Genomic DNA, 24,642 nt, shown 5'->3' on the forward strand with positions numbered 1-24,642 from the left:
GGGACGATCTTGCTTCGTGAACGTCGGCCAAATAGACCATGGAGGACGTGGTCCGTGACTATCGGGGTCGTAACGAAGGCGCCAGTTCTGACACGGCTGTTCGCTGTGGTTCTATTCGTTCTGCCTTCCACGATGGTGATCAAGCCCATCGGCGCCTCTGGTACTGCACCGATGATCCTCGCCGTTGTCCTCGTGCTTGCCTGGTTGGGGTCAGTCGTCTTCGGCCGACGGGCGATCACCGGAACTCTTCATCCAGCTGTTGTGGGAGTCGCTTTCCTCGTCGTGGTCTCATGCACGTCCTACGCTGCCATGTTTCTGGGTGTAACCGGCGGTAGCACGGACGTGAGTCGCCTCGGCGCGGATCGATGGTTGCTTCTCATGCTGGTTTCGGCCGGTCTCATGATGGTGCTCGCGAATCAGCTGCGGAGCCTCGATTTGGTGATGGACTTTGTGCGGGCACTACTTGCAGGAGCTTGCTTTTGTTCATTCGTTGCGGTTCTTCAGTTTTTGCTTTTGGTGAACCCAATGCAATGGGTCCAGACCTTGATGCTCGGGTTCACCTATAACGGCGGAGACACTCCATTTCAGGCGCGCGGAGCATTCGTCCGGGTCTCCGGAAGCACCTTTCACTCAATTGAGCTCGCAGCCGTTTCTTCTATGCTGCTACCTCTGTCCGTCTGGCGGGCGATATATGACTCGAAGGGAAAGCCATGGCTCCACTGGTCAATGACCGGACTGCTCATATTTTCGATTGCCGCCACAGTTTCCCGCAGCGGGGTCCTAGGGCTCCTGATCGGGTTAGTAGTATTTACGCCGTTCATGCCAAAGCGTGTGAAAAGATGGGCTTTGTTCGCGGTGCCAACTGTGGTGCTCGTTGTCTTTGCAACAATGCCCGGTATGATTTCCACGTTGGTCAGCGCTCTTACCATAGGACAGTCGGATCCGTCGATCAGCACCAGAACTGACAACTATCCTAGAGTAGAATCAATCATCGAGGGCTATCCGTGGACAGGATTAGGACCGGGAAACTATAGTGCCGACACGGCGGTTCACGTCCTGGACAATCAGTATCTCAGTTCAGCAGTGAACCTCGGCATCTTCGGTATCGTGGCCGTCGCAACGTACTTCTTCACTCCGTGGATAGCCGCGGCGCACACTGGCGCGGTGGCGAGATCGGAAGAATTGCGCTGCCTTGCTGGTGCCGTCATGAGCGGAACGTTGGTGGCCTCGGTATGCTCGGCAACTTTCGATTCTCTGTCGTTTCCCATTTTCGCATTAACCTTCCCAGTGCTCACTGGGATAGGCGGCGCGGCATGGAGACTGGCTTCTCAGGAGAGGGCTCTTGGGGGACGGTTGCAGACGCGAATGGTCAGGCCCCCAGCGGTCGTCGCGCATAGTAATCAACGCAGAGAAAGATAGGTCTCGTCATGGAATCGTCCAATGTATTCAAGATCATCTGGAGAAACAAGTGGTTCGCCCTGCCGATCCTGCTTGCCACGCTGGCTGCCGTGTTCTACGTCGTCCAAGTAGCGCCGCGGAGATATGAATCGATCATGACCTATGCGGTGATCAACCCCCAGGTTCCGAGCCAGGAGCAGCTGAACAATGATCCCGCTCTACGCAAGCTCAATTCAAACAATCCCTATTTGCGTTCGTCTGACAATTCTCTGATTGTGCAGTCTCTAATCACCAAGTTGAACGACAAGTCCAGTCAGGATCTTCTGGCGCAGGAAGGGCACAGTGTCGAGTATCAGGTCATCAGGGGCGGTGGCGGAAATTACAACTTTCTTGTGGACATCAAAGGCGTTTCATCTAGCCCGGCAGATACAATTGCGACCACGGCTGCGGTAGGAAAGCTCCTTGAAAATGATCTTTATGCTATTCAGAAGGTAGAAGGCGCTGACAATACGTATCTCTTCACCTCGCTTGTGGTGTCTCCTCCGACTAGCGCTACGGAGCAGTTTTCCAGCAGACTGCGGTCTGCGATTGCGGTGGCCGTCGCCGGCCTAGTGCTCATGTTTGGACTTGTGGCGATTGTCCACAGCACGCGTCGACGCCGCCAGCAATTGTTGAACTTTCCGACTGTTGCGCCTGCATCGAGACGAAGCGCTCGCGCACATCGGAATTCGAGCCCTGTGCATTCCGTCGCAGCAGTTCATTTGAGTGTAAAGTCGCGGACCCGGCCGGCGTCAAACGACAAGCATACTGTCGTCAGACCAAACCAGGCATAGGTTAGACTACAGTGGCGAGGCGAATTGGGTATCTTGTTCCGGAGTTTCCTGGCCAAACCCACTCTTTCTTCTGGGGCGAACTACGTCACGTTGAAGAAATGGGCTGGGATGTTGACATAGTTTCGACGCGACCTCCACGTTCCGTCCAAGGGAGGCATCGTTGGGCATTGAGTGCGCGCGAGCGGACTCTTTATCTAGGAGGATCGGCTCGCCGCGATCTTCGCCTGTTGGCAAGCGGATGCGCGCAAATCGCAAAAGCCCCGATACGAGCGGGGGCAATGATAGCTGGGACTTCTACCCGCCGGTTTTCGGTCGCGGAAATATTGCGAGGGATGGCTGCCTTTTGCGCTGGCGCCGAACTGGTGCGATTGGGGCGCCGTCGAGAGTGGAGGCACGTCCATGTGCATTCATGCGGCGATGCTGCCTTGGTTGCCCTCATGGCGCATTCGATCGCAGGGCTTCCCTATAGTTTGACTCTTCATGGTCAATTATCTGACTACGGCGGCCACCAAAAGGACAAGTGGTCCAACGCTTCATTCGCTACGATCATTACGAATGAGCTCGCAATGCGCGTGGCTGAGGAGATCCCGGGTAACGCGGCCCAGACCGCCCAGGTCTCTCCGATGGGAGTGGATCTGTCTGAGTTTCGTCGTTGTTCTTCGTACATTCCATGGACCGGTGACGGGCCGCTGCGTGTCGTTTCTTGTGCGAGGTTAAACGTGAGCAAGGGGCATGATGTCCTCCTCAAGTCCCTGAGTCTTCTTAGACGCGAAGGTTTGGATGTGCGGCTGGTTATCATCGGTGAGGACGAGGACGGCGGGACGGGCTACAGGAGGCGGCTTGAAGCGCTCATTGGTGACCTTGGTCTTGGCGACTATGCGGTCTTGGCCGGCAGCGTCGGTCATGAAGATGTGAGGGCCGAGCTCGAAGCTGCCCATATCTTTGCGCTAGCGAGTCATGCGGAGCCACTGGGTGTTGCGATCATGGAAGCTATGGCACTCGAGATGCCGGTCGTGGTTACCCGCTCGATGGGGGTATCCGAACTGGTAGTCGAGGGCGCTGGAATCATGGTCCCGCCAGGTGTTCCGAATGAGTTGGCGCGCGCGTTGTCAACGGTGGCGAACGATCCTCATCTCGCGCTTAACCTCGGAAGATCTGCACGTGCCCGGGTCGAAGCTGGTTTCGGAAGCATCAGAAGTGCGAAGATGCTGGTCGAGAGATTGAATAGCGATTATCCCGATTCCTGAGGAAGAGCGTCGGCTGTCATCGTCCGCATCCACCGATCAGTAGCTGGTTTTCATTCCGATATGCAGTAAAAATAGGAGCCCTGCAGATCACCTTCCAGTGCTCCCATGCGCACGATGAACCCCCCGGTAGAGCTACGGGAATCTCTTTCGGGTGCAATGGCAAGATTCTTGGTCGTCACGCTTATTCGTCGGAATTCGTTCTCAGAAGGGATCGCCAGCTTGGAAGTACCGCCCGTGTCGGACGCAAAGATGAGGACTGACCTCTTTCCTGTGCTGGGTTCAATAAAAGCGGCCGCCGAGTCAATGCCTGTTCCGTCTGCCTCAAGGCTGACACTCCGAGCACCTGGGCGGATGCATGCAACAAGTATTGAAAGCACGGTGAACGCTCGTCGCGGGTCGTAGGTTCCCGTCAAATCATCGTACGCAAGCGCTCCCCAATAACCCACATGCCCGTGGTGCTCGTAAAAGCCGTCCCACGCATCGTAAAACTCTAACCCGTTTGCTCCCTGCTTCAGGAGGCTCACGGCTTCCTGGGCAGTTTCCACGGCCGCCGACGGGTCGTCGGGATGTGGTGCTCCATCGTCACAGCTGGGGCAGGGTCCTGAGTATTCGGTCACGATGACCGGGGTTGCGACCCCTCCGGCGGCGAGCTTTGCCGGTGCCCCACCCAGATCGCCGCTGTAGGTATGCACTCCCCAGGCAGCCACGTGGGCGACAACCAGGGTGTCGGAGGCAATGGCTGGGAGGTATGCGCCGAGTCCTCTTTCAGGATCAGCAGTGTCCGGGACTACGAGTCGGATATCGTGAAGTCCCATCTCATCAAGACGGCTGAGCAGCTTATGCATGAGTCGGACGTATTGATCCGGCGGTACCTGAGGTCCTTCAACTCCATTCCAGTCGACCTCGTTCATCGGGCCCACAATCGAGAAGTCAAGCTTCTCGACGTTGCGCCCGAACGCGATCATCGTTGCCATACTTCGAACCTAGTAGTCCTCTTTGTCGTCACGGATTTTGCTCCCACCCATCCATCCGGGTACACCACCCATGACGTTGATCATCACCTTCTGACCGGGGGAGGCCTCAATGTACCGCACGGTACTCCAAAGGTCGCTCATCTTGCCCGTGCTGTAAATCGTGCTATAGGCGTTCCAATCGACTGTGTCAGCAGTCCCAGGAAGCTGAGTAGATTCCCAGTCGCCTCGGTCGATGATCACTCGCCAGAGGAGAGGACCGAGTGCGGTGTAACGGTCGATCGCAGGCTTGAGTTGTCCTCCATTCCAGCTATGAACGTTCGCATTCACATCGAGCCCCACAACCTCGTTTGTGCTCTTGATTCCGGACCCGGGCGTGACGGAGCCGATGATCTCGCTGCCCTCCTTAGACGTCCCTGGTGCAGCCGCGGGTCCACTCACAGATTCTGTGAGGAGCAAGCAGCAGGTGAGTACGCTCCCGAGCTGCCGCCCCAGTGTCCGACGAATTGACGGAGACATGGCCTACGGCACCTTCATGACTAGATCGACCCAGTAGTTGGTGGCGTTGTAGCTGTTCGTCGGGAAGCCTGACGCACCGTACACGTAGACACCGTTCAGATGACCAGCTGTGCTGGCGAGCCCATGCAGCGGCGGAGAGTCCGCCGAGTTGGTGAAGTAGCTGCCGTTGGCCGAGTAATAGCCATTCGGAGCGTAATAAGAGACCACATACGTTGTGTTCGCCGAGACCGCTATGGGGCTCGACAAAGTGGCGGTCTGCCACCCACTAGCGGTCTCGCCTGAGAACGTCACTGAAGCCAGCAGCGTCCCGCTGCCCGTCCAAAGGTGGCCTACGTGAGTTCCCGTGTTCTGGGAACCCTTGTAGAAGCGGATGGCTGTCAAGGAGCCGGATACATCCGAAGTGAACTGCATCCCGAGTTCCACAGCGTGAGCGTCATTGACGTTCGGAACCGCCGGCGTTGATGAGGTGCTGAAAACGCTGCACGGGCAGTTGTAGCCCGAGGCCCCGGTCGTGAAACTCCAGGTGTAAGCCGATGCCATCGACTGACCCGTTGCGCTCTTCGCGCCGGCGACACTCGCCGTGTATGTGGTGCTTCCGGCTAGAGCAGAGGCCGGCGTGAAGGTGATGGTGCCTGAGGCGGAAAGATTGCCGGTCGTTCCCGAGACGGCTGCGCCTCCGCTCGGGGTCAACGTGAAGGTCGCCGCTGACGTATCGACCGCTTGGTCGAAAGTCGCGGAAACCGTGGATGTCACGGGCACGCCGGTAGCGCCCTGGGACGGCGAGGTGCTCAGAACCATCGGCGCGGCGGGAGCTCCTGGATTGAAGACCGCATCGACCCAGTAGTTCGTCGAGTTGTAGGTCCCGGCAGGGAAGCTCGACGTAGGGCCGTACGCGAAGACCCCGTTTCCGCCTGAAGCCCCACTCGCAAGGCCGACAAGGGGCGCTGTACCCTGTTGGCCCGAGAACCCGTTGCTGGTGTAGGAGTAGTTACCGGCTGGCGCATAGTAGGAGATGACGTAACTGGTGTTTGCCGTCACCGAGACAGGCGTCGAGAAGTACGCCTGCTGCCAGCCGGAAGCGGATTCGTTGACGAAGGTCACGCTTGCGAGGTTCGTGCCGCTTGCCGACCACAGGTTGCCGACGTGGGTGCCCGTGTTTTGAGAGCCCTTGTAGAAGCGGACCCCCGTGATCTGGCCGTTCGTGGTCGTCTGGAACTTCATCCCGAGTTCGACACTGTTCGCGTCGCCGGAGTTCGCATTCGCCGGCGTTGAAGTCGACGGGAACACCGTGCAGGGGCACGAATAGGCGGGCACGGTCGTGAAGCTCCAGCTGTAGGGGGACATCATCTGGCCCGTCGCGTTGGTCGCGCCGCTCACGGTCGCCGTGTACTGCACACCGTTGGCGAGCGAAGAGGACGGAGTGAAGGTTGCCGTTGTAGTCGCGCTGGAGTATGAGACGGAACCGGCAACGGCGACCCCCGACACGTCCTGCACCGTGAACTGGACGGACGAGGGCGTGACGTCCTGACTGAAGGTTGCGCTGACGGGAGAGGTCACTGCGACTCCAGTTGCGCCCGGGGGCGGATTCGCAGAGGAGACATTGGGGGCGGGCGGTGCGCTGGCTGTGGCGAAGTTCCACGAGTAGGGGCTGGCCATAGTCTGGCCCGTAGAGTTCGTGGCTCCGCTCACCGTCGCTGTGTATGTCATGCCGTAGCTCAGAGCGGCCGACGGCGTGAACGTCGCTACCGTGCGGTTGCCGCCCAGTGCCGTCGTCCCGGGCACCAAAGCCCCGGTCGAGTCCTTGAGGGTGAAGGTCACTGATGACGCACTCACGGCCTGATTGAACGTCGCGCTCGGTGCCGCATTGGTGGCGACTCCGGTTGCGCCTGGGGCGGGCGCTGTCGAAGCCACGGCAGGGGCGGGCGGAGCCGCTGCGGTGGTGAAGGTCCAGGAGTAGGGGTTGGCCATGGTCTGGCCGGTAGAGTTCGTGGCTCCGCTCACCGTGGCGGTGTACGCGGTGCTGTAGGCAAGGGCAGCCGATGGCGTGAACGTCGCCACGGTTCCGGTGTTATTGAGGCTCGTTGTTCCTGTGACCGCTGCGCCCGTGGAATCCTTGAGCGTGAAGGTCACCGACGTGGAGCTGACTGCCTGGTTGAACGTTGCGGTCGGCGCAGTCGTTGTAGCGACCCCAGTAGCTCCCGAGGACGGGCTCGTGGTGGTCACCGCAGGAGGTTGGTTCGCGGCCGGTGAGAACACTGGATCTACCCAGTAGTACTCAGCATCGTAGATCTGGTTGGGGAACGTCGACGTGCTGCTGTACACGTAGAAGCCGTTGGGTGAGCCGGGGAGGCTCCGGGTGAAGTGCAGCGGAGGCGAGTCAACCGAGCCGGATCCGGCCGGGGGTGGCGAGGGGTTGTTGTAGAAGTAGCCCGTCGTCTGGGTGTAGTGGCCCTTCGGGGCGAAGTAGGAGATGACGTACTTGGTGCCGGCGGCGATCGACACCGGCTGTGAGAACGCTGCGGTCTGCCACCCCGAGCCGCTCTCGCCGCTGAAAGTGACACTGGCGAGCTTGGTCCCGGAGGCCGTCCAGAGGTTCCCGACATGGGTGCCGGTGTTGGTGGAGGCCTTGTAGAAGCGCACTCCGGTCACAGTGCCCGCGACATCCGAGTAAAACTGGGCCCCCACTTCCACAGAGTTGGCGTCGCCCGCGTCCGCCACGGCGGGCTTGGTGCTCGTTCCGAAGAGCGAACAGGGGCAGGCCACGGACACGGACGCGCCAGAACCGGGAGACTCGATGTTGCCGCTGTCATCGACAGCACGGGTCTTGAGTATCGTCGACGGGTTGCCGTGGACGTTCCACGAATAGCTCCAGCTCGTGGTGCCGGTGGCGGGATGCCAGGTAGTGCCGCCGTCGGTCGATACCTCGACGCCCGCGACCACACCTCCGACGTCGGACGCTGTCCCCTTGATGGTGACAGCGGTCCCGTCCGCGAACGAGGTTCCGCTCGCTGGAGCGGTAACGGCCGACGTCGGCGCGGTGCTGTCCGTCGACGCTGAGGCTGGTGTTATGCCGGACATCAGGGTGGCCGGCTGGACCCCCATATCCGCGAAGAGGTTGACGGTAGCTTGCTGCATCGTCGGGTCTGGGCTCTTGCCGGTCGTGAACCCGTCGAGGCCCCACGACCATTGGACGGTTCCCGCGCCGAAGACGAGTGCACCGCTCTTCGCACGGTACTCGGTCAGGTTGTGTGTTGCGGTCTGGCCGCCCAAAGTATTGGAGCCGTAGTCAGTGAAGATCTCAGAACTCCCGTAGGTCGTCGAGGAGAGGTCGAAGAGGCCGGCGGGCCTGAACCCGTTGTCGGCATCGAGGTCCCACTCGTAGCCGAGCGTTCCGAGTCCGGCCCCGAGAGTGGCCGATTGGGTGCCCGTGAGGTTGGCAATGGGCGTATTGCGCCACATTCGCAGCTTGGCGTACTGGGCCGGGACCGTGATGTCGGTCGTTCCCGAATTCACGTTGAAGAACTGCCCGCTGAGCGAGTTCTGGGGATTTCCTCCGCCTCCCGCTGTCCCATAGCGCGGGTCGGCGTAGGTTCCAGTCCACGTCACCGGATCGGTCGGGGCATTGAAGTGCGTGTCCTTGTACGCCACCAGCGTGCGGCCCGACGCCGTGGCACCGGCCTGACTGGGTTCCCAGCGCGTCCGCCAGAAGATCTCGTTGCCAGTGAACATCGCGACGTTGACGCCCTTGTCGCGCGCGGCCTCCACGTTGGCGCGCTGGTCATAGGACCAGTACTCGTCGTGCCCTGCGGTGACGAAGGCCTTGTGATTGGTCAGAAGTGATCCACGGGTCGCGACGTCGATACCCGCCATGTAGCTCATGTCGTAGCCGTTGGCTTCCATGAACCGGATCATCGGCATCTCGGCGTAGGTGAGCCAGCTGCGGCCCTGATCGTCCAGCGCGGAATGGAAGGGCCGGTTGTACGAGACCTTGAAAGCCGCCTTGTAGGCCTGCGGGTTTCCGGGGGGGCATGCCACGGTGCACTGGTAGAGGCTGTTGCCCCCGTACGTGTTGTAGGCCTGCCAGGTCTCGTCAGAGGTCTGCATGACGATCGCCGTGGTGGCAGAGTCGTTCCGAACCACGAAGGGTATCCAGCTGCTCCCTCCCGTGTCGTTGCGCACGAGATGGGCGATGTAGACGCCGGAGACTGCGCTCGTCGGCACCGTCCATGACCCTGAGGCTGCCCAGTTCCCGCAGTCGACGAGGCCAGTGTCGGAGAATGTCTGGCACGCTGGCTGCGACTGGGGCAGCGCGGCGCTGGGCAGCAGGTTGGCGGCCACCTTCCGCGCGCCGTTCCCCTGGTAGTAGCCGAGCCGCAGGATGTCGAAGTGATATGCCTTTGCAGCCGTATTGATCTTGAACGTGACAGTCTCGCCGACGTTCACGCTCATCTGCGTGGCGTAGCCCTGGATCGTCGAGTCACCCGCTCCCGAGATCATCCAGTCGCTCTGCGGGGTACCCGCCTGGGTGTTTTCGCACGCGACGGCGCTCGCCACAGGGGCCGTGCAGGGGTTGGTGGCCGCCTCGGCCGGCGGGGCCCCCGATACGAGCGGGATGGCTGCCAGCGTGCCCGCAACGAGGAGTCCGGGGACCAACGTTGCTGTGCTCCGGCGGAGGGTGACGCGGTGGAGACGGTGGAGCAATCTGAAGCCTGCTGACGGTGTCACGGGGACTCCTCGCTGGGACATGGTGCGCTGCTGCTAGAGGGACGAGCGTTCTGAGACCGACCCGCCGCGGGCGGCAGGCTGGGGCCGGTGGACTCGGATCCACCGCGAGGCAGTGAAGAGCAGGTAGCCCACCAACGCCCCCGTCGTGTTGGTGAAGACATCCCGCGGCGTTCCGAGACGCGTTGAGATGAACAGAGCCTGCACAACCTCGATGGATGTTGAGGTCAGGCAGCAGAAGGGGACGGCGAGCCACCGGCGCCCGCGGGGCAGAAGCTGCGCCACCAAGAAGCCGAGCGGGACGAACACCAGCACGTTCGCCGCCGCCTCGACCTCGCCCGCCCTCACCCCGGCGGGCAGCGGCACTCCACGCAGGCTCGGCCCCACGGGGCTGAATACCAGCACGGCAAGCAGGGCGCAGTAGACCCCGAGCACCCAGAGGACCGCTCGTCGCCTCATCGCCGGCTGCTCTCGTCGCGCTCCCAAGGCGGGGCGCCCGCGACTGGGCCGACCCGGCGCCCCACGAGCGCGAACGTCGCGTAGACGGCGGCGTCGGCGGCGGAGAGCGGCCCGCGCACGGAGGCGAGGAGTCCGCGGACGGTGCGTTCCGGAGTGCCCCCGCCGGCGAGGGCGGGGGCGCGGTAGACGCGGTGCAGGGTGGAGATGAGCGAGCCCGCCGTCTGTGGGGGGCGTACAGTGACGGGCTCGCAGTCGAGGATGACCTTCTGGTCAGCGGAGAACAGGGCATCGACGTAGTAGTCGTCCGCCATGCCCTCGGGGAAGCGGCCGAGCCGGCGGTGGCCGGCCTCGGTCAGGGCGTAGCAGCCGGCGCCCCACAGCGCCGCGCGGTTCGACGGGACGCGTACGCGGGCCCGGTAGTAGGCCGCGACGAACGGGTCGCAGTCCGTGCGGTCGTAGCGGAAGGCCGGGCGCGCGGCCAGGTACCGGCCGCGGTCCAGCTCAGCGAGCACGGTGGCCAGCGCACTGGGCGGGAGCTCGATGTCGGCGTCCAGGTACACGCGGGGCCATCGGGTGGCCACCGCATCCGCGGCATTGAGCGCCCGCCCCTTGCCGGGCTCCGGCAGCTCGATCACGCGTACGCCCTCGAAGGCCCGCGCGACCTCGGCGGTCGCGTCGGTGCAGGCATTGCACGCCACAATCACCTCGACGCGGCCGCTCGCGAGCGCCGGCCGGAGCCCCTCGAGGGTCCGGCCGATCACCGACTCCTCGTTGTGGGCGGGAATGACGACGCTCCCGACCGGATGCTCGCCGGCCTTCCCGGCTGCACAGGACACGAAGGACTGGCCGGGCACGACGTCGGGCCCGGCCAGCGGCACCAGCGCGTCCCAGCCCCCGGGGCGGAGGAGCGCTGCCAGCGTGCGGCGGTGGCCGCCGTCGTACGAGCGCAGCGCCTCGCGGGCGACCACGGCGGCGGAGGCGAGCGCCGCGGGCACGCCGGGATGGTGCTTGCGCATGTAGCGGATGCGGTTCACCGCCATGAGGGCCGCGAGCGGCCCGGAGGTCCCAGAGCCCGCTCCCGAGTGCCGCACCCTGGCCGCCGGCTCGAACCAGACCTCGAACCCGCGCTCGCGTAGGGCATGGCAGTAGTCCGTCTCCTCCGAGTACATGAAGTAGCGCTCGTCCCACGGCCCGGTCTCCGCCGCAGCCGCGGCCGAGACGAGCATCGCGGCGCCGGTCGCCCAGTCCACCGTGTGCGCGTGGGCGTAGCTCTCGGGGTCGTAGTCCGTCTCGGCGCACCAGTGCGGCCGGCCGGCGAAGTGCGCGCCGAAGAGGGCATCGCCCCAGATCCGCGCCGCGCTGGGCTCCCGCCGCAGCGAGGTGTGCGGCACGCCGTCGTCGTCCACGAGGAGGGGCACGACGGCGCCCGCCCCGCTCGCGCGCAGCCTCGCCAGGAGCGCGGCGATCGCTCCGGGGGAGACCTCGGTGTCCGGGTTGAGGACGAAGTACGCCTCGGCGTCGCCCGCGGCGGCCACGGCGGCGTTGACGCCGCCCGCGTAGCCGAGGTTCCCGCCGGTGGGGAAGGCGAGGACGTCGGGGTGCCGGGCGAGCGCGTCGAGGGTGGCCCGGCCGGGGGAGTTGTCCGCCACCACGACGCGGAGCCGCACGTCGCGGGCCTCGCGCCGCAGCGACGCGACGAGCGCATCGACCGTGTCGGCATTGTTGTACGTCACGACGACGACGGCGACCTCTGCGGCCTCTCCATTGCGCACGAACGCGCCCTCGGCGCCCGGACCGGGGCTGCCGTCCCGGGGAAGGCCCCGGCCGGCCGGGTGGGCGGCCCTGGCCGAGGCACGCGCCGCCTCCCGCCGCGCCGCGGCGGACAGCGCGATGCCGCCCGCGGCGCTGTGGCGGCGCAGGCGCAGGTAGGCCTCGGGCCCCTGCACCAGGTACCGCTCGGAGAGGCGGGCCGGCTCCAGGACGAGCCTCCACGCCCATTCGAAGCCGTGCTCGGCCACCCAGGAGGGGGCCCGCTGGACGCGCTCTGCCAGGAAGTCCACCGCGGCACCGAACGCGAGCAGCACCCTCGCGCCGGTGTGCACGCCGTGCTCGGCGATCCACAGCTCCTGCCGGGGCTTGCCCAGGCCCACCACGAGGACGTCGGTGCGCGCGGCCGCGACGGCGAGGGCCGCGGCCCGCGCGGAGTCCGGGTCGCCGAGCTCGGCCCGGGTGGGGCTCCAGAATCCGGCCACCTCGAGGCCCGGACGCCGCTCGGCCAGCCGGGCCGCGAGCAGCCCCTGCACCTCCGGGCTACCGCCGAGGAACCCGACGCGCAGGCGGTCGGCCTCGGCACGGTCCAGGAGCGGGCCGATGAGGTCACTGCCGGCGAGCCGCGGCCACGCCCGGCCGGTGATCCTCTCGGCCTCGGCCGCGAGCGGGGCGCCGTCGAGCAGCGTGAGCCACTCGACGCCGTCGGCGGCCTCGAGCGCGTGCTGCCAGCGGCCGCCGGCGCCGAAGTGGAAGATGTGGTCCAGATTCGCGGAGACGACGCCGAGCGGCGCGGTCCGCCCGCGGCACCCGCCGAGGACCGCGTCGACGGCCTCGGCGGAGTCCAGAAGGGTCACGGCGGTGCCGCCGAGCAGCACGCGGCCTCCCGCGCTCACGCCTCGGCCCTCCGAAGCCGCCCGGCGTCCTCGGTGTACCTGGCCCCGGTCACGGGGCACACCCACGTGGTCCCGTCCTCGGCCGGGTCTTCCTTGAGGCGGTGCCCCGCCTCGCCGACCCAGCCGATCTGGCGGGCGGGCACGCCGGCCACGAGCGCGTAGTCCGGCACGTCCCGGACCACCACGGCGCCGGCCGCCACGGTGGCCCAGGCCCCGATCCGCACCGGGGCGACGCACACTGCCCGCGCGCCGATCGCCGCGCCCCGGCCGACGGATACGCCCACGGCGTCCCAGTCGGCGGCCGACTTGGCGGTGCCGTCCGGGTTGACCGCCCGCGGGTTCAGGTCGTTGGTGAGCACCGCGGCGGGCCCCACGAAGGCGCCGTCCTCGAGCACCGCAGGCTCGTAGACGAGCGCGTAGTTCTGCAGCTTGCAGCGGTCGCCGACCACCGCGCCCGGGCCCACGTAGACGCCGCGGCCCACGGTGCACTCGCTGCCGATACTCGCCCCGGCACGGACGTGCGCGTACTGCCAGAGGGTGGTCGCGGCGCCGATGTGCGCGCCGTCCTCGACCACCGCCGTGGCGTCGATCCGATCCATGCAGGCCTCCGTCCCCACGCGTGACGCGTTCCGTGTGTGCAGCTGGCACCACGGTCGTCAGGCGGGGATCAGGCGGACAAGCAAGGGAAACCGAATCGGGGATCGGGCGGCCCGGAATCAGGTGGTGCAGGACGGCGGCCGTCCGGCCCGCGCGTATGCCGCGGCCCACGGGGCAAGTAGTACCGAGTACAGGGCGCGGGCTGTCTGCGTACAGGGGCGGCCCTCGGGCTCAGTGCCGATGCAGCGCCTGAAAAGAGTCTGCTGGTGCATCACAGAGTGTTCGACGCCCTAGCTCGATCCATCGACACGCATATCGGCTCATAACCGCGCACGTAGTGCCGGCGTCCTCTCCGTGCTGAGAGGACGCGCCGTGTGGCGCGGGGCGGATCTGAACCGGTGGTCAATGGAAGGAAGCCTTCGCGTTTCAGTGTGCCGCGCAGTGGCCCGCATGCCTGCTGATGGTGTTCGTCGGGCTCGACGTCGGAGTGTCTGACAACTGCGCTTTCGCTCTGGACTCGGATGGGAACGCCTGCTGCACTCGGGCCCTGCCAATGACAAGGCCCCTCGCCATCGAGCTGGTTCGAAGATGCGATTGACAGGTGTGCGAGATCCTGGCCGAACCGGCGAGCAGGACGAGGACGGTGATCTGTTCCTTTCGCCCTCGTCGGTGTGAATCGAGCCCGGGCGTGCGGGACTGTCTGAGCGGCCTCGGCGACGATCAGCGCGTCGCTGGCGTCAGTCTTAGCGGAGCCTGAGTGTCAGGTCCGCAGTCCGCCGCATGGCCAGCTGAGGCCACGGAGAGCTTCGGGCTGGTCCAAAGCCATCAGCACCGGAGCGCCCATCGGTGAACCCTTCGAGCCCTGGCCACGCAGGATCTACCCACGAGCGGGTCCTCGAACGCCGCATCTCCCACGCTCTGCAGTGGCGGGCCTGCTCATCTGCTTATCAGACACCTATCTGCACGAAGACAGCAGGCCCGGGCCACGGGCGGGCGAGCCTGAACGAGCACGCCCCAGTCACAGTTGGTAGCGGCCGGAGACCCTCGCGGTCGAGGCACTCAAGGAGGCGCGCCCTCCCCATACGCTCTTGACCTCACTCGCTCGAGTTGGGGCCCAGGACGGGCTCGGGATCCTCGCAGATTTGGTCGGTGAGGACTTCAAACTCGCCGTACACCTAGGCCTCCCACTCGGGTACCGCCTCGGTAACACGGAGCTCCGCGACCTCTATCATCGTCGAGTACGGGCCGAGAGGGGGAACAAGTGCCTCGAACGCATTCACTCCTTCCGGCAGGCGATCTCTCGCCGAGCCGGAGTTCAATCCAATTTGGGGTGAGCGCCGTTCAGATCCCTAAGCTAGAAGACCGCTTCCGGACGAACTCGAGGGACAGTCGAAGGTGTGAACAGCCGGAATGACCCACTTCAGCACCGAGCTTCAAGGGAAAGCGTCGCGATATCAAATTTGGCATGCCATGAATTGCTCACGCAGAAACCCTCGAGCCTGACATTCTCTTCCCCAGCACGACTAAGCACCCAAACTCTCGCGTAGGGCCTGAGTTTGTTAGCAAAATCAACGCGATCCACTAGTTGGGGTTCGAAATGCCCTGTGGATTGGCCGCTACTGCGCACTAAAGGCTCAGTCAAATGTGAGCTAGACAAGTGATAGAGAACAGGTAGTCGCACGGCCCAGCCGGGAGCAAACAATGCGTCGGTGTTGACATTCGCTTCGCTCGTGATGATGGCGGCTAGCTGCTGGGGTGCCCAGTTGTGGCCGTCCTCACTACGGACCTGAACCTGGGTCGGGATGGTGAGGAGTCCCAGAATGATGAGACACGCCGGCACTGCGATTCGTAGGCTCGGAAGAGCGAACAGTCTGGAGATTGCGAAGGATGCAGAAATCACCATTGGTGGAAGAGTCCAAATAACATACCGACCGGTAAAGATTGGTGTCGCCAACATCGACGCAGTCCAAAAAATAAGGGGGGGAGCCAGCCACCAAAGCCCCAACCAGAGAGCCTTCGGGGGCATGGTCCGCGTCCTTTTTGCGCCGAGGAAGTCAAGAGTCAAGCCAGTGACAGCAAGCGCGCCCACCAGGCAATACCAAGCGCCACCAAAGGTGGAAAGCATGTCTCGCGCGGCGTCGACCGGCCCGAGCTTCGTCAACCAACTGACTTGACCAACTTGCATAAAGGTCGCCGCGGCGACTGCAGCAGTCGGAGCCAGAGCGGATAGCGCCAGGATTAGGTGTCCCCTCCTGCGACGTAAGAACGCCATCAAAACATGGACGCCCAGTACCAATCCTGCGAAAAGGTGCGTTAGCGGAAGGGCTGTGGCCAGCCCAAGGTAAAGGAATATTTGAGGCCTGCTGAGCCTGCGGTCTAACCTCGAATGGAAGTACCACGTAGCGAGGGTTGCCGCTGCTAGAGAAGCAGCATATGGTCTGGCATCCTGCGCATATTTCACCCACCCACTTGACAGCACTAGCAGGAAAGCGCTAATCCATCCCGCAGACGGGTGGTATAGGGATCGAGCGAATCCAGATAGGGCGGTGACCGCGGCGGCGGCGCACACTGCAGAGGGAAGCCGCAGCCACCAGACGTCCGACGAGACCGTGGACCAGAAGTGCATGAAGATGTAGAAGGGGGCGAAGTTCAGGTCCTGATTCGACACCAGCTGCCAGAAATCGTGCCAACTCAGCCCCGCCGCCCACCAGCTCGCGGCCTCGTCCGCATCGAGGCCGGGGTTGCCAATGCCCAAGAGGGCAAAAGCGAGTGCTGCCGCGAAAACGATAATTAACTGGAGGCTCTTTTTATTCACGTACAACTCGCTCTCTCTGAGGTCAGAGTCGTATCCGATAGACGTGGTGTGCCGATTCAGATGCGAAGGTGTCGGAGAACTGACCCGCCTCGACCTTTGTTGTACGGGCTTCGCCGATGACTTCCACGGTCCTCCCTGAAATGCCTGGCGGCAACGTCAATGAGTACTGGCCCGCGGGCGTGCCAAGTGCGGGGGCTGCGAATACATACGCAAAGCCGTCCTTGACCTTCAGCATCGTGTCGAGTTTAGGATGGAAACTCCACGCGTATGACTGCGTGTTAATGGCTGGCGCTAATTGCTCAATCGCTTTGATTGCAAGCGACACTTTCTTCAAACGGTCCGATGGCGCATCGACAAGAGAATACGTTCCCGCCCCGCTGCCGTTGTTGTGCTGGAAGAAAGAAATGCCCCTCGCCTCGTGGATGATCGCCGACCACATTGCTCCTTCTATTTGGTCTGTGGTGATCATACTGCTTCCATTTTCAACAAGATAAGGCCGTCCGGTTTCCACAAAGATCCAATTCGGATGCGCACCTGGAGAGGATTGATATGAACGCATTCGATCGACAAGCCAGCCATAGGATGCTGATTTCCCTGGGTCGAGTCCCTTAGGCCATGCGGGTGATTGGCTGATCTGATCCCTTATATGGGGGCTAGTGTAAGCATACTGATCAACCGATGCCGCGTCGACGATGCTCATGAAGGACGGCATGTTGCCGATAGCCCAGTAAGTCCCCAGTATCCCGCCCCCATAATTTGCGAAAACAAAGCGTCCGTCTATTCGGTTCCGCAATTCTTGCACCATTTGCTTCTGCTGTCTAAGATTCTCATCGGTGTTGCTTCCTGGGCACCCGATTCCCATGTCACATTCATCGGACGCGAGCCACCCCACGACGGAACTGTCGTTGCCGACGTCCTCTTTTGTCCACTCAGATTGAGCAACGACGTACAACCCTTTCTGGGTTATCGATGTGATCGGAGATCCATCTTTTTCTGCGCCAAGATATGTATTGACGCCGAGGCTCTTCAGTGCTTCGGCCTGTGATGGCTTTCCCATGAAGACGGCGATGGGAAAGAATGTAGAGCTGGTCCAACCGGCGGCCGCGGGCTTGGTGAATCGTTTCCAATAGTCGGGGCCGTCTTCCCAAGGTATGCGCGGGAGTGTGAGATTGTGCTCGGATGATCGGCGCGGGACGCTCTCGGTGGTGTGAGCCGAGGCGCTGGTCATCGACAACACTACGATCGAGGCGACGAGGGCGATCAGTGTAAGCCTGGGCCGCTCTTGGCGCGGCGATGGGCTCGCAGCAAGACGCTCGCACTGCCGATTGGATGACCGAATCATCTCTCAGACCTCCGGTAGCCGACTCTGAGTGGTGTGTGAACTTGCGTCAGCGAGCGAACTGCAATCCATATGATGGTGAAGGCACGCGCGTGGTCCGAGGCCGAGGTCACTCGTCCGGCCGGGAAGTGCAAGGCGACCGCGGGGCCTCCGGCCAACGGCGCGGCCCTTGTTCTACCGTGCTGCACGTGAGGCGATGGGACAAGTAAGAGGCAAGACAATAGGTCCTCGGAGGCGCAGAAACGGGTGGTATCCAGCCCCCAGCCCGCCACCAACAAGTGTGACCTCGACGTGCCCCAAGTAATGCCGCGGTGCAAACAGTCCAGCACCTGCGTACCGGGCGGGTCAGCCGGCGGTGCCCCGCTCGAAGGCGTCCGGCACCCCGTCGCCGTCGGCGTCGATCGCCTCCTCGCGCGCGATGCGCCGGTAGTGCCGGTTGCGGGCGCGGAGCACGACGGCGGCGAGCAGCGCCGCGGTGACGGAACCGGCGAGGATGGCGGCCTTGGCGCGCTCGCCGTGGGCGGAGGCGGGCCCGAAGGAGAGCTCGGCGATGAGCAGGGAGACGGTGAAGCCCACCCCGGTGAGCAGCGCCAGGCCAGCGAGGTCGATCCATGCGAGGTCCGAGTCGAGGTCGGCGTGGCGGCTCTTGGCCACGAGCCAGGTGGCGGCGAACACGCCGATGGCCTTCCCGGCCACGAGCGCAGCGGAGATGCCGAGGGCCACCGGGTCCCGCAGCGCGGAGACGAGGCCGTCCCACCCGCCGATCGCGACGCCCGCGGAGAAGAACGCGAAGACGGGCACCGCGATCCCGGCCGAGAGCGGCCGGAGCCGGTTCTCGAAGATCTCCGCGAGGCCCGGGCCGGCCTCGGGTCCGCCGTTCTTCTGGCTGCGCAGCACGGGCACGGTGAAGGCGAGCAGCACCCCGGCGACGGTCGCGTGGATGCCCGAGGCATGCACGAGCGCCCACGTCGCGAGCGCGAGCGGCACGAGCAGGTACCAGGCCCGGACACGGAGCTGGACGAGGACCCCGAACGCGGCGAGCGGCACGAGGGCGAGCAGCAGGTACGCGGGCGCCAGATCGGAGGAGTAGAAGAAGGCGATGATGGCGATCGCGAGGAGGTCGTCCACGACCGCCAGGGTCAGCAGGAACGTGCGCAGGGCCGCCGGCAGGTGCGTGCTGATCACGGCAAGGACGGCGAGGGCGAACGCGATGTCGGTCGCCGTGGGGATGGCCCACCCCTTCAGCCCGTCGGAGCCGGCCGCGAGGTTGACGCCCACGTAGACGAGCGCCGGGACCGCGACCCCGCCGAACGCGGCGACCACGGGCACGAGCGCCGCGGCGGGCCGGCGCAGGTCCCCGGCCACGAACTCGCGCTTGAGCTCGAGCCCCGCGACGAAGAAGAACAGGGCGAGCAGGCCGTCGGCCGCCCACGAGCCGAGGCTGAGCTCGAGGTGCCACGGCGCGTACCCGAGCCGGGCGTCACGCAGTGCCGCGTAGGTTGGGCCGGCGGGGGAGTTGGCCCAGACGAGCGCCGCCACGGTCGCGACCAGCAGCAGCGCGCCGCCCACGGTCTCCTTGCGGAGGATCTCGGCGATGCGGCGGTACTCGGGGTAGCTCCCGCGGCCCAGGGTGGGGGCGAGCGGACGACGGCGCGGGGCGGGCTGCGGCATGGATTCATCCCATCGGTCGGGGGTCTCCTCGCGGGGAGGACGAACGTCACGCCGACCAGACTTCCCGGCACACCTTGATTCATTCTAGGGGGAGGGGCGCGCCGGAAGCAGAACAGCGCCCCGGCCACCCGCGAGCAGCGGGTGACCGGGGCGCCGTCGTGCGCTCCATGCCGTCACGTCCCGGGCGTCCCCCGCCCCGGAACGGTCGGGAGGGCCTCAGGAGAACAGCGTCCGGATCCCGATCACCGCAACGGCCACGCCGAGCGTGACCGAGATGGACACGAGCAGCAGGTGGACGGTCATGAACCGGGTGGCCCGGCCCTGCTCGTCCTTGGCCCGCGGATCCTTCATGATCCGGCGGAGGAACTGCGGCCACACCACGAGGTTCCACACGCCGGCCACGATGAGCACCCAGGAGAGGGCGACGGGCAGCTGCATCAGTTGATCTCGCCGGCCAGCCAGGCCTCGGCCTGCGTGGCCTGGAGGTTGAGGGCCTTGCCGACCATCGGCTCGGCCGCGGAGGCGATCTTGCCGCCGAGGAGCGGCACTGAGGAGCTCACGGTGCCGTTGAGCTCGATGCGCGTCGCGCCGCCGTCGGCTGCGAGGCGCTGCACCGCGGCGACGTCCACGGGGGCACCGGCGACCTTGACCTTGATGTCGGCCTGGCGGGAGCCGTCGGCCTCGGGCGCGCCCCAGGTCTCGGTCTGGGTGACGTTGACGTACTCGCCGACCACCTTGCGGGCGATCTCGGGCAGGCGCTGCGTGGGCAGCTGGCGCACAACGGTGGCGGTGAAGGCGCCGGCCACGTCGCCGTCGACCGTGAACGACTCGAGGCGGCCGCCGACGAGCTCGCTCACATGGCGCTGGAACGCCTCGTCCGCGAACACCGCCGCGACGCGGTCGACGGGGAAGTTGAGGGTCTGGCTGGCTGACAGTGCCACAGGGGTCCTTCCGTAGGAGGCTGGGGTCTGGCGGAACGAATGCGGTCCCGGCACAGGCGCGCGGGGGCGCGCGCCGAAGACCATCCTAGGGCGCCATGGGGCCGCGGCCCGACGCGGGCTGCGGCACGGGGGCGGGCTGCCGGCGCTGCACGAGCACCGCGACCACGGCCCCCACGAGCGTGCCCAGGCCGTTGGCGAGGATGTCCATCAGGGACGCCGTCCGCTCCGGCAGGAACAGCGCCTGTGCGGTCTCGGCAGCGCCCGACGCCGCGACCCCCGCGAGCAGCGCGGCCCACGGCCGGGCGCCGAGGAGCACGGCGAAGAGGCCGAATGGAACGAAGAACACCACGTTGGAGGTCCACTCGAGCTGGGCGTACCCGAGCCACCGGGGGAGCCCGTGCGCGTGCAGCCACACGAACACGGCCCGGATGGTGCCCGCCTCGGGCCGGTCCACGGGCGAGGGCCACAGGACCACGAGGGCCACCCCGACCAGGTACAGGACCGCCACCGCCGCCAGGGCGCGCCGCACCCGGGGGCGGAGCGAGGGGGTTCGGGGCATGCGCGGGACCATCCCTCCCATGCTAGGGGCGAACGCGGGCCGCCCGCGCGCGCCGCATTGGCTAAGCTGGGACAGCCCCCGGCCTCGCAGAGTGTCGGGGCTGTTGTGCTGTCGTGGCGCGCGGCCCTCCGGAGCGCGCGAGTGAGGAGCCAGAAGTGTCTGTTGACGTGCTGCGCCCGGCGAGCCGCGAGGGCGCCCCGATCCTCGAGGGGCTGCGCCGCGCCGTCGGCGAGGACGCGAGCGTCGCCCGGCTCCGCGAGTACGCGACCAAGCCCGCGGCCCGCCGCAGCCAGGACCTCCAGGTCGTCGCGCCCACCGGGCTCCGGCCCGTGGTCGTCGCCGAGGTGGTCGAGGCACTGCCGGAACCCGGCGCCGTCGTGCTCGCCGTGACCGCCACCGAGCGCGAGGCGGAGGACCTCGTCTCGGCGCTGGGCGCCTACGTCCCGGCCGAGTCCGTCGCGCTGTTCCCGAGCTGGGAGACCCTCCCGCACGAGCGGCTCTCGCCGCGCTCCGACACCGTGGGGCGCCGGCTCGCGGTGCTGCGCCGGCTCGCGCACCCCGCGGCGTCCCCGGCGGCCGGCGGCCCGGCCGGCGCGGAGCTCAAGGTCGTCGTCGCGCCGGTGCGCGCGGTGCTGCAGCCGCTCGTCGCCGGCCTCGGGGACCTCGAGCCGGTCTCGCTCGCGGTCGGGCAGGACGCGCCGTTCGACGAGGTCGTCCGGGCGCTCGCCGACGCCGCCTACGCGCGCGTCGACATGGTCAGCCACCGCGGCGAGTTCGCGGTCCGCGGCGGCATCATCGACGTCTTCCCGCCCACCGAGGACCACCCCGTGCGCGTCGAGTTCTTCGGCGACGAGGTCGAGCAGATGCGCTGGTTCGCCGTCGCCGACCAGCGCTCCCTGAGCGGCCCGAACGTCCACCACCCCACGGCCCTGTTCGCCCCGCCGTGCCGCGAGCTGCTCATCACCCCGGCGGTCATGAGCCGTGCAGCGAAGCTGAAGGGGCGCCTGCCCGCGGCCGCGGACATGCTCGAGAAGATCGCCGGCGGGATCGCGGTCGAGGGCATGGAGTCCCTCGCGCCGCTGCTCGTGGACCGGATGGTCCCGTTCATCGGCGAGCTGCCGGCCGGGTCGGCCGCGCTCGTCATGGAGCCGGAGAAGGTCCGCGCCCGCGCCCACGACCTCGCCGCGACCAACGAGGAGTTCCTCGCCGCCGCGTGGGCCACGGCGTCCGACGGCGGCGCCGCACCGCTCGACGTCGCCCTCGCCGAGGCGGGGGAGGACTCGGGCGAGCACGCCGGCCGGCTCGAGGACGCGAGCTTCGCCACGCTCGGCGAGGTCCGCTCGGAGGCGCAGGAGCGCGGGGTCACGTGGTGGTCGCTCACCTCGCTCGGCGTGGACCAGGAGACCGTCCTGGACATCGACGTGGTGACGGTGGCCGCCCGGGAGCCCCGCGGGTACCAGGGCGATGTGGCCGAGATGATGGAGTTCATCGGGGGACGGGTGCGGGACCAGTGGCGGATCGTCGTCGCCACGGACGGCCCCGGGCCCGCCCAGCGCCTGGCGGAGCTGTTCCACGACGCGAACATCCCGTGCAGCCGCATCGACGGGCTCGACCGGGCCCCGGAGCCCGGCATCATCGAGATCACCAAGGCCCCGGCCGGCAAGGGCTTCGTGCTCGACGGGCTCAAGCTCGGGCTCCTCACCGAGGCGGACCTCCTCGGGCGCGCGAGCGCGGCGGGGACCCGCGACATGCGCAAGATGCCCTCCCGGCGGCGCAACGCCGTCGACCCCCTCTCGCTCACGGCGGGCGACTTCGTGGTCCACGAGCAGCACGGGATCGGGAAGTTCGTCGAGCTCGTGCAGCGCAAGATCGCCGGTGGCGGCCCGGGGGCGGGCGGCGCGGGCGGCGCGGCGCCGACGCGCGAGTACCTGGTCCTCGAGTACGCGCCGGCCAAGCGCGGGGCGCCGGGGGACCGGCTCTTCGTGCCCACCGACCAGCTCGACCAGGTGACCCGGTACGTCGGCGGGGACACGCCGTCCCTGTCGAAGATGGGCGGCGCGGACTGGGCCTCGACCAAGTCCAAGGCCAAGAAGGCCGTCAAGGAGATCGCGGGGGAGCTCATCCGGCTCTACTCGGCGCGCATGGCGTCCAAGGGCCACGCCTTCGGGCCGGACACCCCGTGGCAGCGCGAGCTCGAGGAGGCGTTCCCCTACGTCGAGACGCCGGACCAGCTCACCACGATCAACGAGGTCAAGGCGGACATGGAGCGCGAGGTCCCGATGGACCGGCTCGTCTCCGGGGACGTGGGCTACGGCAAGACGGAGATCGCCGTGCGGGCCGCGTTCAAGGCGGTCCAGGACGGCAAGCAGGTGGCGGTGCTCGTGCCGACCACGCTGCTCGCGCAGCAGCACTACGAGACGTTCTCGGAGCGGTTCTCCGGCTTCCCCGTCCGGGTGCGCGCGCTCTCGCGCTTCCAGACCGGCGCGGAGTCGAAGGAGACGCTCGAGGGGCTCAAGAGCGGCGCGGTCGACGTGGTGATCGGCACGCACCGGCTCCTGTCCAAGGAGGTCGCGTTCAAGGACCTCGGGCTCGTGATCATCGACGAGGAGCAGCGGTTCGGCGTCGAGCACAAGGAGGAGCTCAAGAAGATGCGCACCAACGTGGACGTCCTCGCGATGTCCGCGACGCCGATCCCGCGCACGCTCGAGATGTCCCTCACCGGCATCCGCGAGACCTCCACGCTCGCCACCCCGCCCGAGGAGCGCCACCCCGTCCTGACCTACGTCGGGCCGTACACGGACAAGCAGGTCTCGGCCGCGATCCGCCGCGAGCTCATGCGCGAGGGCCAGGTGTTCTTCGTGCACAACCGCGTCTCCTCGATCGACAAGACCGCCGCCGCGATCCGCGAGCTCGTCCCCGAGGCGCGCGTGGAGGTGGCCCACGGGCAGATGTCCGAGTCCCGGCTCGAGAAGATCATCGTGGACTTCTGGGAGAAGCGCTTCGACGTGCTCGTGTGCACCACGATCATCGAGACCGGCCTGGACATCTCCAACGCGAACACGCTCATCATCGACCGCGCGGACTCCTACGGGCTCTCCCAGCTGCACCAGCTGCGCGGCCGCGTGGGCCGCGGGCGCGAGCGGGCCTACGCGTACTTCCTGTACCCGGCCGAGAAGCCGCTCGGCGAGGTCGCGCTCGAGCGGCTCAAGGCGGTCGCGGCGCACAACGAGCTGGGCGCCGGCATGCAGCTGGCCATGAAGGACCTCGAGATCCGCGGCGCGGGCAACCTCCTCGGCGGGGAGCAGTCCGGGCACATCCAGGGCGTCGGGTTCGACCTCTACATCCGGCTCGTGGGCGAGGCCGTCGCGGACTTCCGCGGCGAGGGCGAGGAGAAGGTCACGGAGATGAAGATCGAGCTCCCGGTCAACGCGCACCTGCCGCACGACTACGTGCCGGGGGAGCGCCTGCGCCTCGAGGCCTACCGCAAGCTCGCCGCCGCGACCGACGACGCGGGGATCAACGAGGTCATGGAGGAGCTCGCCGACCGCTACGGCGAGCCTCCCGCCCCGGTGCAGAACCTCGCGGCCGTGGCGCGCTTCCGGGTCCGGGCGCGCGCGGCGGGCCTGACCGACGTCGCGCTCCAGGGCAACATGGTGCGCTTCGCGCCCGCCGACCTGCCCGAGTCCAAGCAGATGCGCCTGGCCCGCATGTACAAGGGGGCGCAGTACAAGCCGGCGCTCAACGCGGTGCTCGTCCCCAAGCCCAAGACCGCCCCCATCGGCGGCGCGGACCTGGCCGACGGGGAGATCCTCGCCTGGGCGGACCAGGTGGTGGAGGCCATCTTCGCCCCAGCCCCGGCCGCCGCCACCTGACGCGAGCCTGGCCCCGACTCCGGCTCCTCCATGCCC

General features: G+C 66.2%; 16 protein-coding genes. 4 read left to right on the forward strand and 12 right to left on the reverse strand.

The features are described from left to right. Positions 1 to 54: 54 nt before the first annotated feature. Genes J2W21_RS04175 through epsE form a run of 3 tightly spaced genes read left to right on the forward strand, consistent with a single transcriptional unit; the run spans position 55 to position 3,478 of the window. A complete protein-coding gene (locus J2W21_RS04175; RefSeq protein WP_307113250.1) occupies positions 55 to 1,419 on the forward strand; it encodes an O-antigen ligase family protein in 1,365 nt (454 codons plus the stop codon). Positions 1,420 to 1,427: 8 nt separating this feature from the next. Then, a complete protein-coding gene (locus J2W21_RS04180; protein WP_307113251.1) occupies positions 1,428 to 2,231 on the forward strand; it encodes a chain-length determining protein in 804 nt (267 codons plus the stop codon). Positions 2,232 to 2,242: 11 nt separating this feature from the next. Next, entirely contained in the window at positions 2,243 to 3,478 is a 1,236-nt protein-coding gene (gene epsE, locus J2W21_RS04185; RefSeq protein ID WP_307113252.1) for an exopolysaccharide biosynthesis GT4 family glycosyltransferase EpsE, read from the forward strand. Positions 3,479 to 3,528: 50 nt separating this feature from the next. On the opposite strand, the gene J2W21_RS04190 is transcribed toward epsE, so the two are convergent. The 12 genes from J2W21_RS04190 to J2W21_RS04245 form a co-directional block, all read right to left on the reverse strand. Continuing rightward, positions 3,529 to 4,452 (reverse strand): hypothetical protein, encoded by a 924-nt coding sequence (locus tag J2W21_RS04190; RefSeq protein ID WP_307113253.1) that lies wholly within the window; start codon positions 4,450 to 4,452, stop codon positions 3,529 to 3,531. Positions 4,453 to 4,461: 9 nt separating this feature from the next. Beyond that, positions 4,462 to 4,908: a hypothetical protein gene (locus J2W21_RS04195; RefSeq protein ID WP_307113254.1), complete on the reverse strand. Its 447-nt coding sequence runs from the start codon at positions 4,906 to 4,908 to the stop codon at positions 4,462 to 4,464. A gap of 63 nt (positions 4,909 to 4,971) precedes the next feature. Continuing rightward, on the reverse strand, positions 4,972 to 9,693 hold the full coding sequence (locus tag J2W21_RS04200; protein WP_307113255.1) for a DUF4082 domain-containing protein: 4,722 nt from the start codon (positions 9,691 to 9,693) through the stop codon (positions 4,972 to 4,974). 33 nt (positions 9,694 to 9,726) lie between these two features. After that, positions 9,727 to 10,149 (reverse strand): VanZ family protein, encoded by a 423-nt coding sequence (locus J2W21_RS04205; protein ID WP_307113256.1) that lies wholly within the window; start codon positions 10,147 to 10,149, stop codon positions 9,727 to 9,729. Beyond that, positions 10,146 to 12,812, reverse strand: coding sequence for a WecB/TagA/CpsF family glycosyltransferase (locus tag J2W21_RS04210; RefSeq protein ID WP_307113257.1), 2,667 nt, complete (start codon positions 12,810 to 12,812; stop codon positions 10,146 to 10,148). The genes J2W21_RS04205 and J2W21_RS04210 overlap by 4 nt, the downstream gene beginning before the upstream one ends. Further along, complete coding sequence (locus tag J2W21_RS04215; RefSeq protein ID WP_307113258.1) at positions 12,809 to 13,411, reverse strand: acyltransferase; 603 nt, start codon at positions 13,409 to 13,411, stop codon at positions 12,809 to 12,811. The genes J2W21_RS04210 and J2W21_RS04215 overlap by 4 nt, the downstream gene beginning before the upstream one ends. Positions 13,412 to 14,829: 1,418 nt before the next feature. Beyond that, positions 14,830 to 16,224 carry a glycosyltransferase family 39 protein gene (locus J2W21_RS04220; RefSeq protein ID WP_307113259.1) on the reverse strand — a complete coding sequence of 465 codons (1,395 nt, stop codon included), beginning with the start codon at positions 16,222 to 16,224 and terminating at the stop codon, positions 14,830 to 14,832. A gap of 22 nt (positions 16,225 to 16,246) precedes the next feature. Beyond that, complete coding sequence (locus J2W21_RS04225; RefSeq protein ID WP_307113260.1) at positions 16,247 to 17,452, reverse strand: hypothetical protein; 1,206 nt, start codon at positions 17,450 to 17,452, stop codon at positions 16,247 to 16,249. Positions 17,453 to 17,908: 456 nt separating this feature from the next. Further along, positions 17,909 to 19,234, reverse strand: a complete 1,326-nt coding sequence (gene nhaA, locus J2W21_RS04230; protein ID WP_307113261.1) for a Na+/H+ antiporter NhaA — start codon at positions 19,232 to 19,234, stop codon at positions 17,909 to 17,911. A gap of 216 nt (positions 19,235 to 19,450) precedes the next feature. Next, a complete protein-coding gene (locus tag J2W21_RS04235) occupies positions 19,451 to 19,672 on the reverse strand; it encodes an SCO4848 family membrane protein (RefSeq protein WP_066497007.1) in 222 nt (73 codons plus the stop codon). Continuing rightward, on the reverse strand, positions 19,672 to 20,175 hold the full coding sequence (locus tag J2W21_RS04240) for a DUF2505 domain-containing protein (protein ID WP_307113262.1): 504 nt from the start codon (positions 20,173 to 20,175) through the stop codon (positions 19,672 to 19,674). The genes J2W21_RS04235 and J2W21_RS04240 overlap by 1 nt, the downstream gene beginning before the upstream one ends. An 85-nt stretch (positions 20,176 to 20,260) precedes the next feature. Continuing rightward, positions 20,261 to 20,734, reverse strand: coding sequence for a VanZ family protein (locus J2W21_RS04245; RefSeq protein WP_307113263.1), 474 nt, complete (start codon positions 20,732 to 20,734; stop codon positions 20,261 to 20,263). A gap of 155 nt (positions 20,735 to 20,889) precedes the next feature. On the opposite strand from J2W21_RS04245, the gene mfd reads away from it, so the two are divergent. Further along, entirely contained in the window at positions 20,890 to 24,606 is a 3,717-nt protein-coding gene (mfd, locus tag J2W21_RS04250) for a transcription-repair coupling factor (protein WP_307113264.1), read from the forward strand. Positions 24,607 to 24,642: the final 36 nt, after the last annotated feature.

The organism is Sinomonas atrocyanea (assembly GCF_030811715.1).
In the GTDB taxonomy this organism is placed as follows: Bacteria; Actinomycetota; Actinomycetes; order Actinomycetales; family Micrococcaceae; genus Sinomonas; species Sinomonas atrocyanea_A.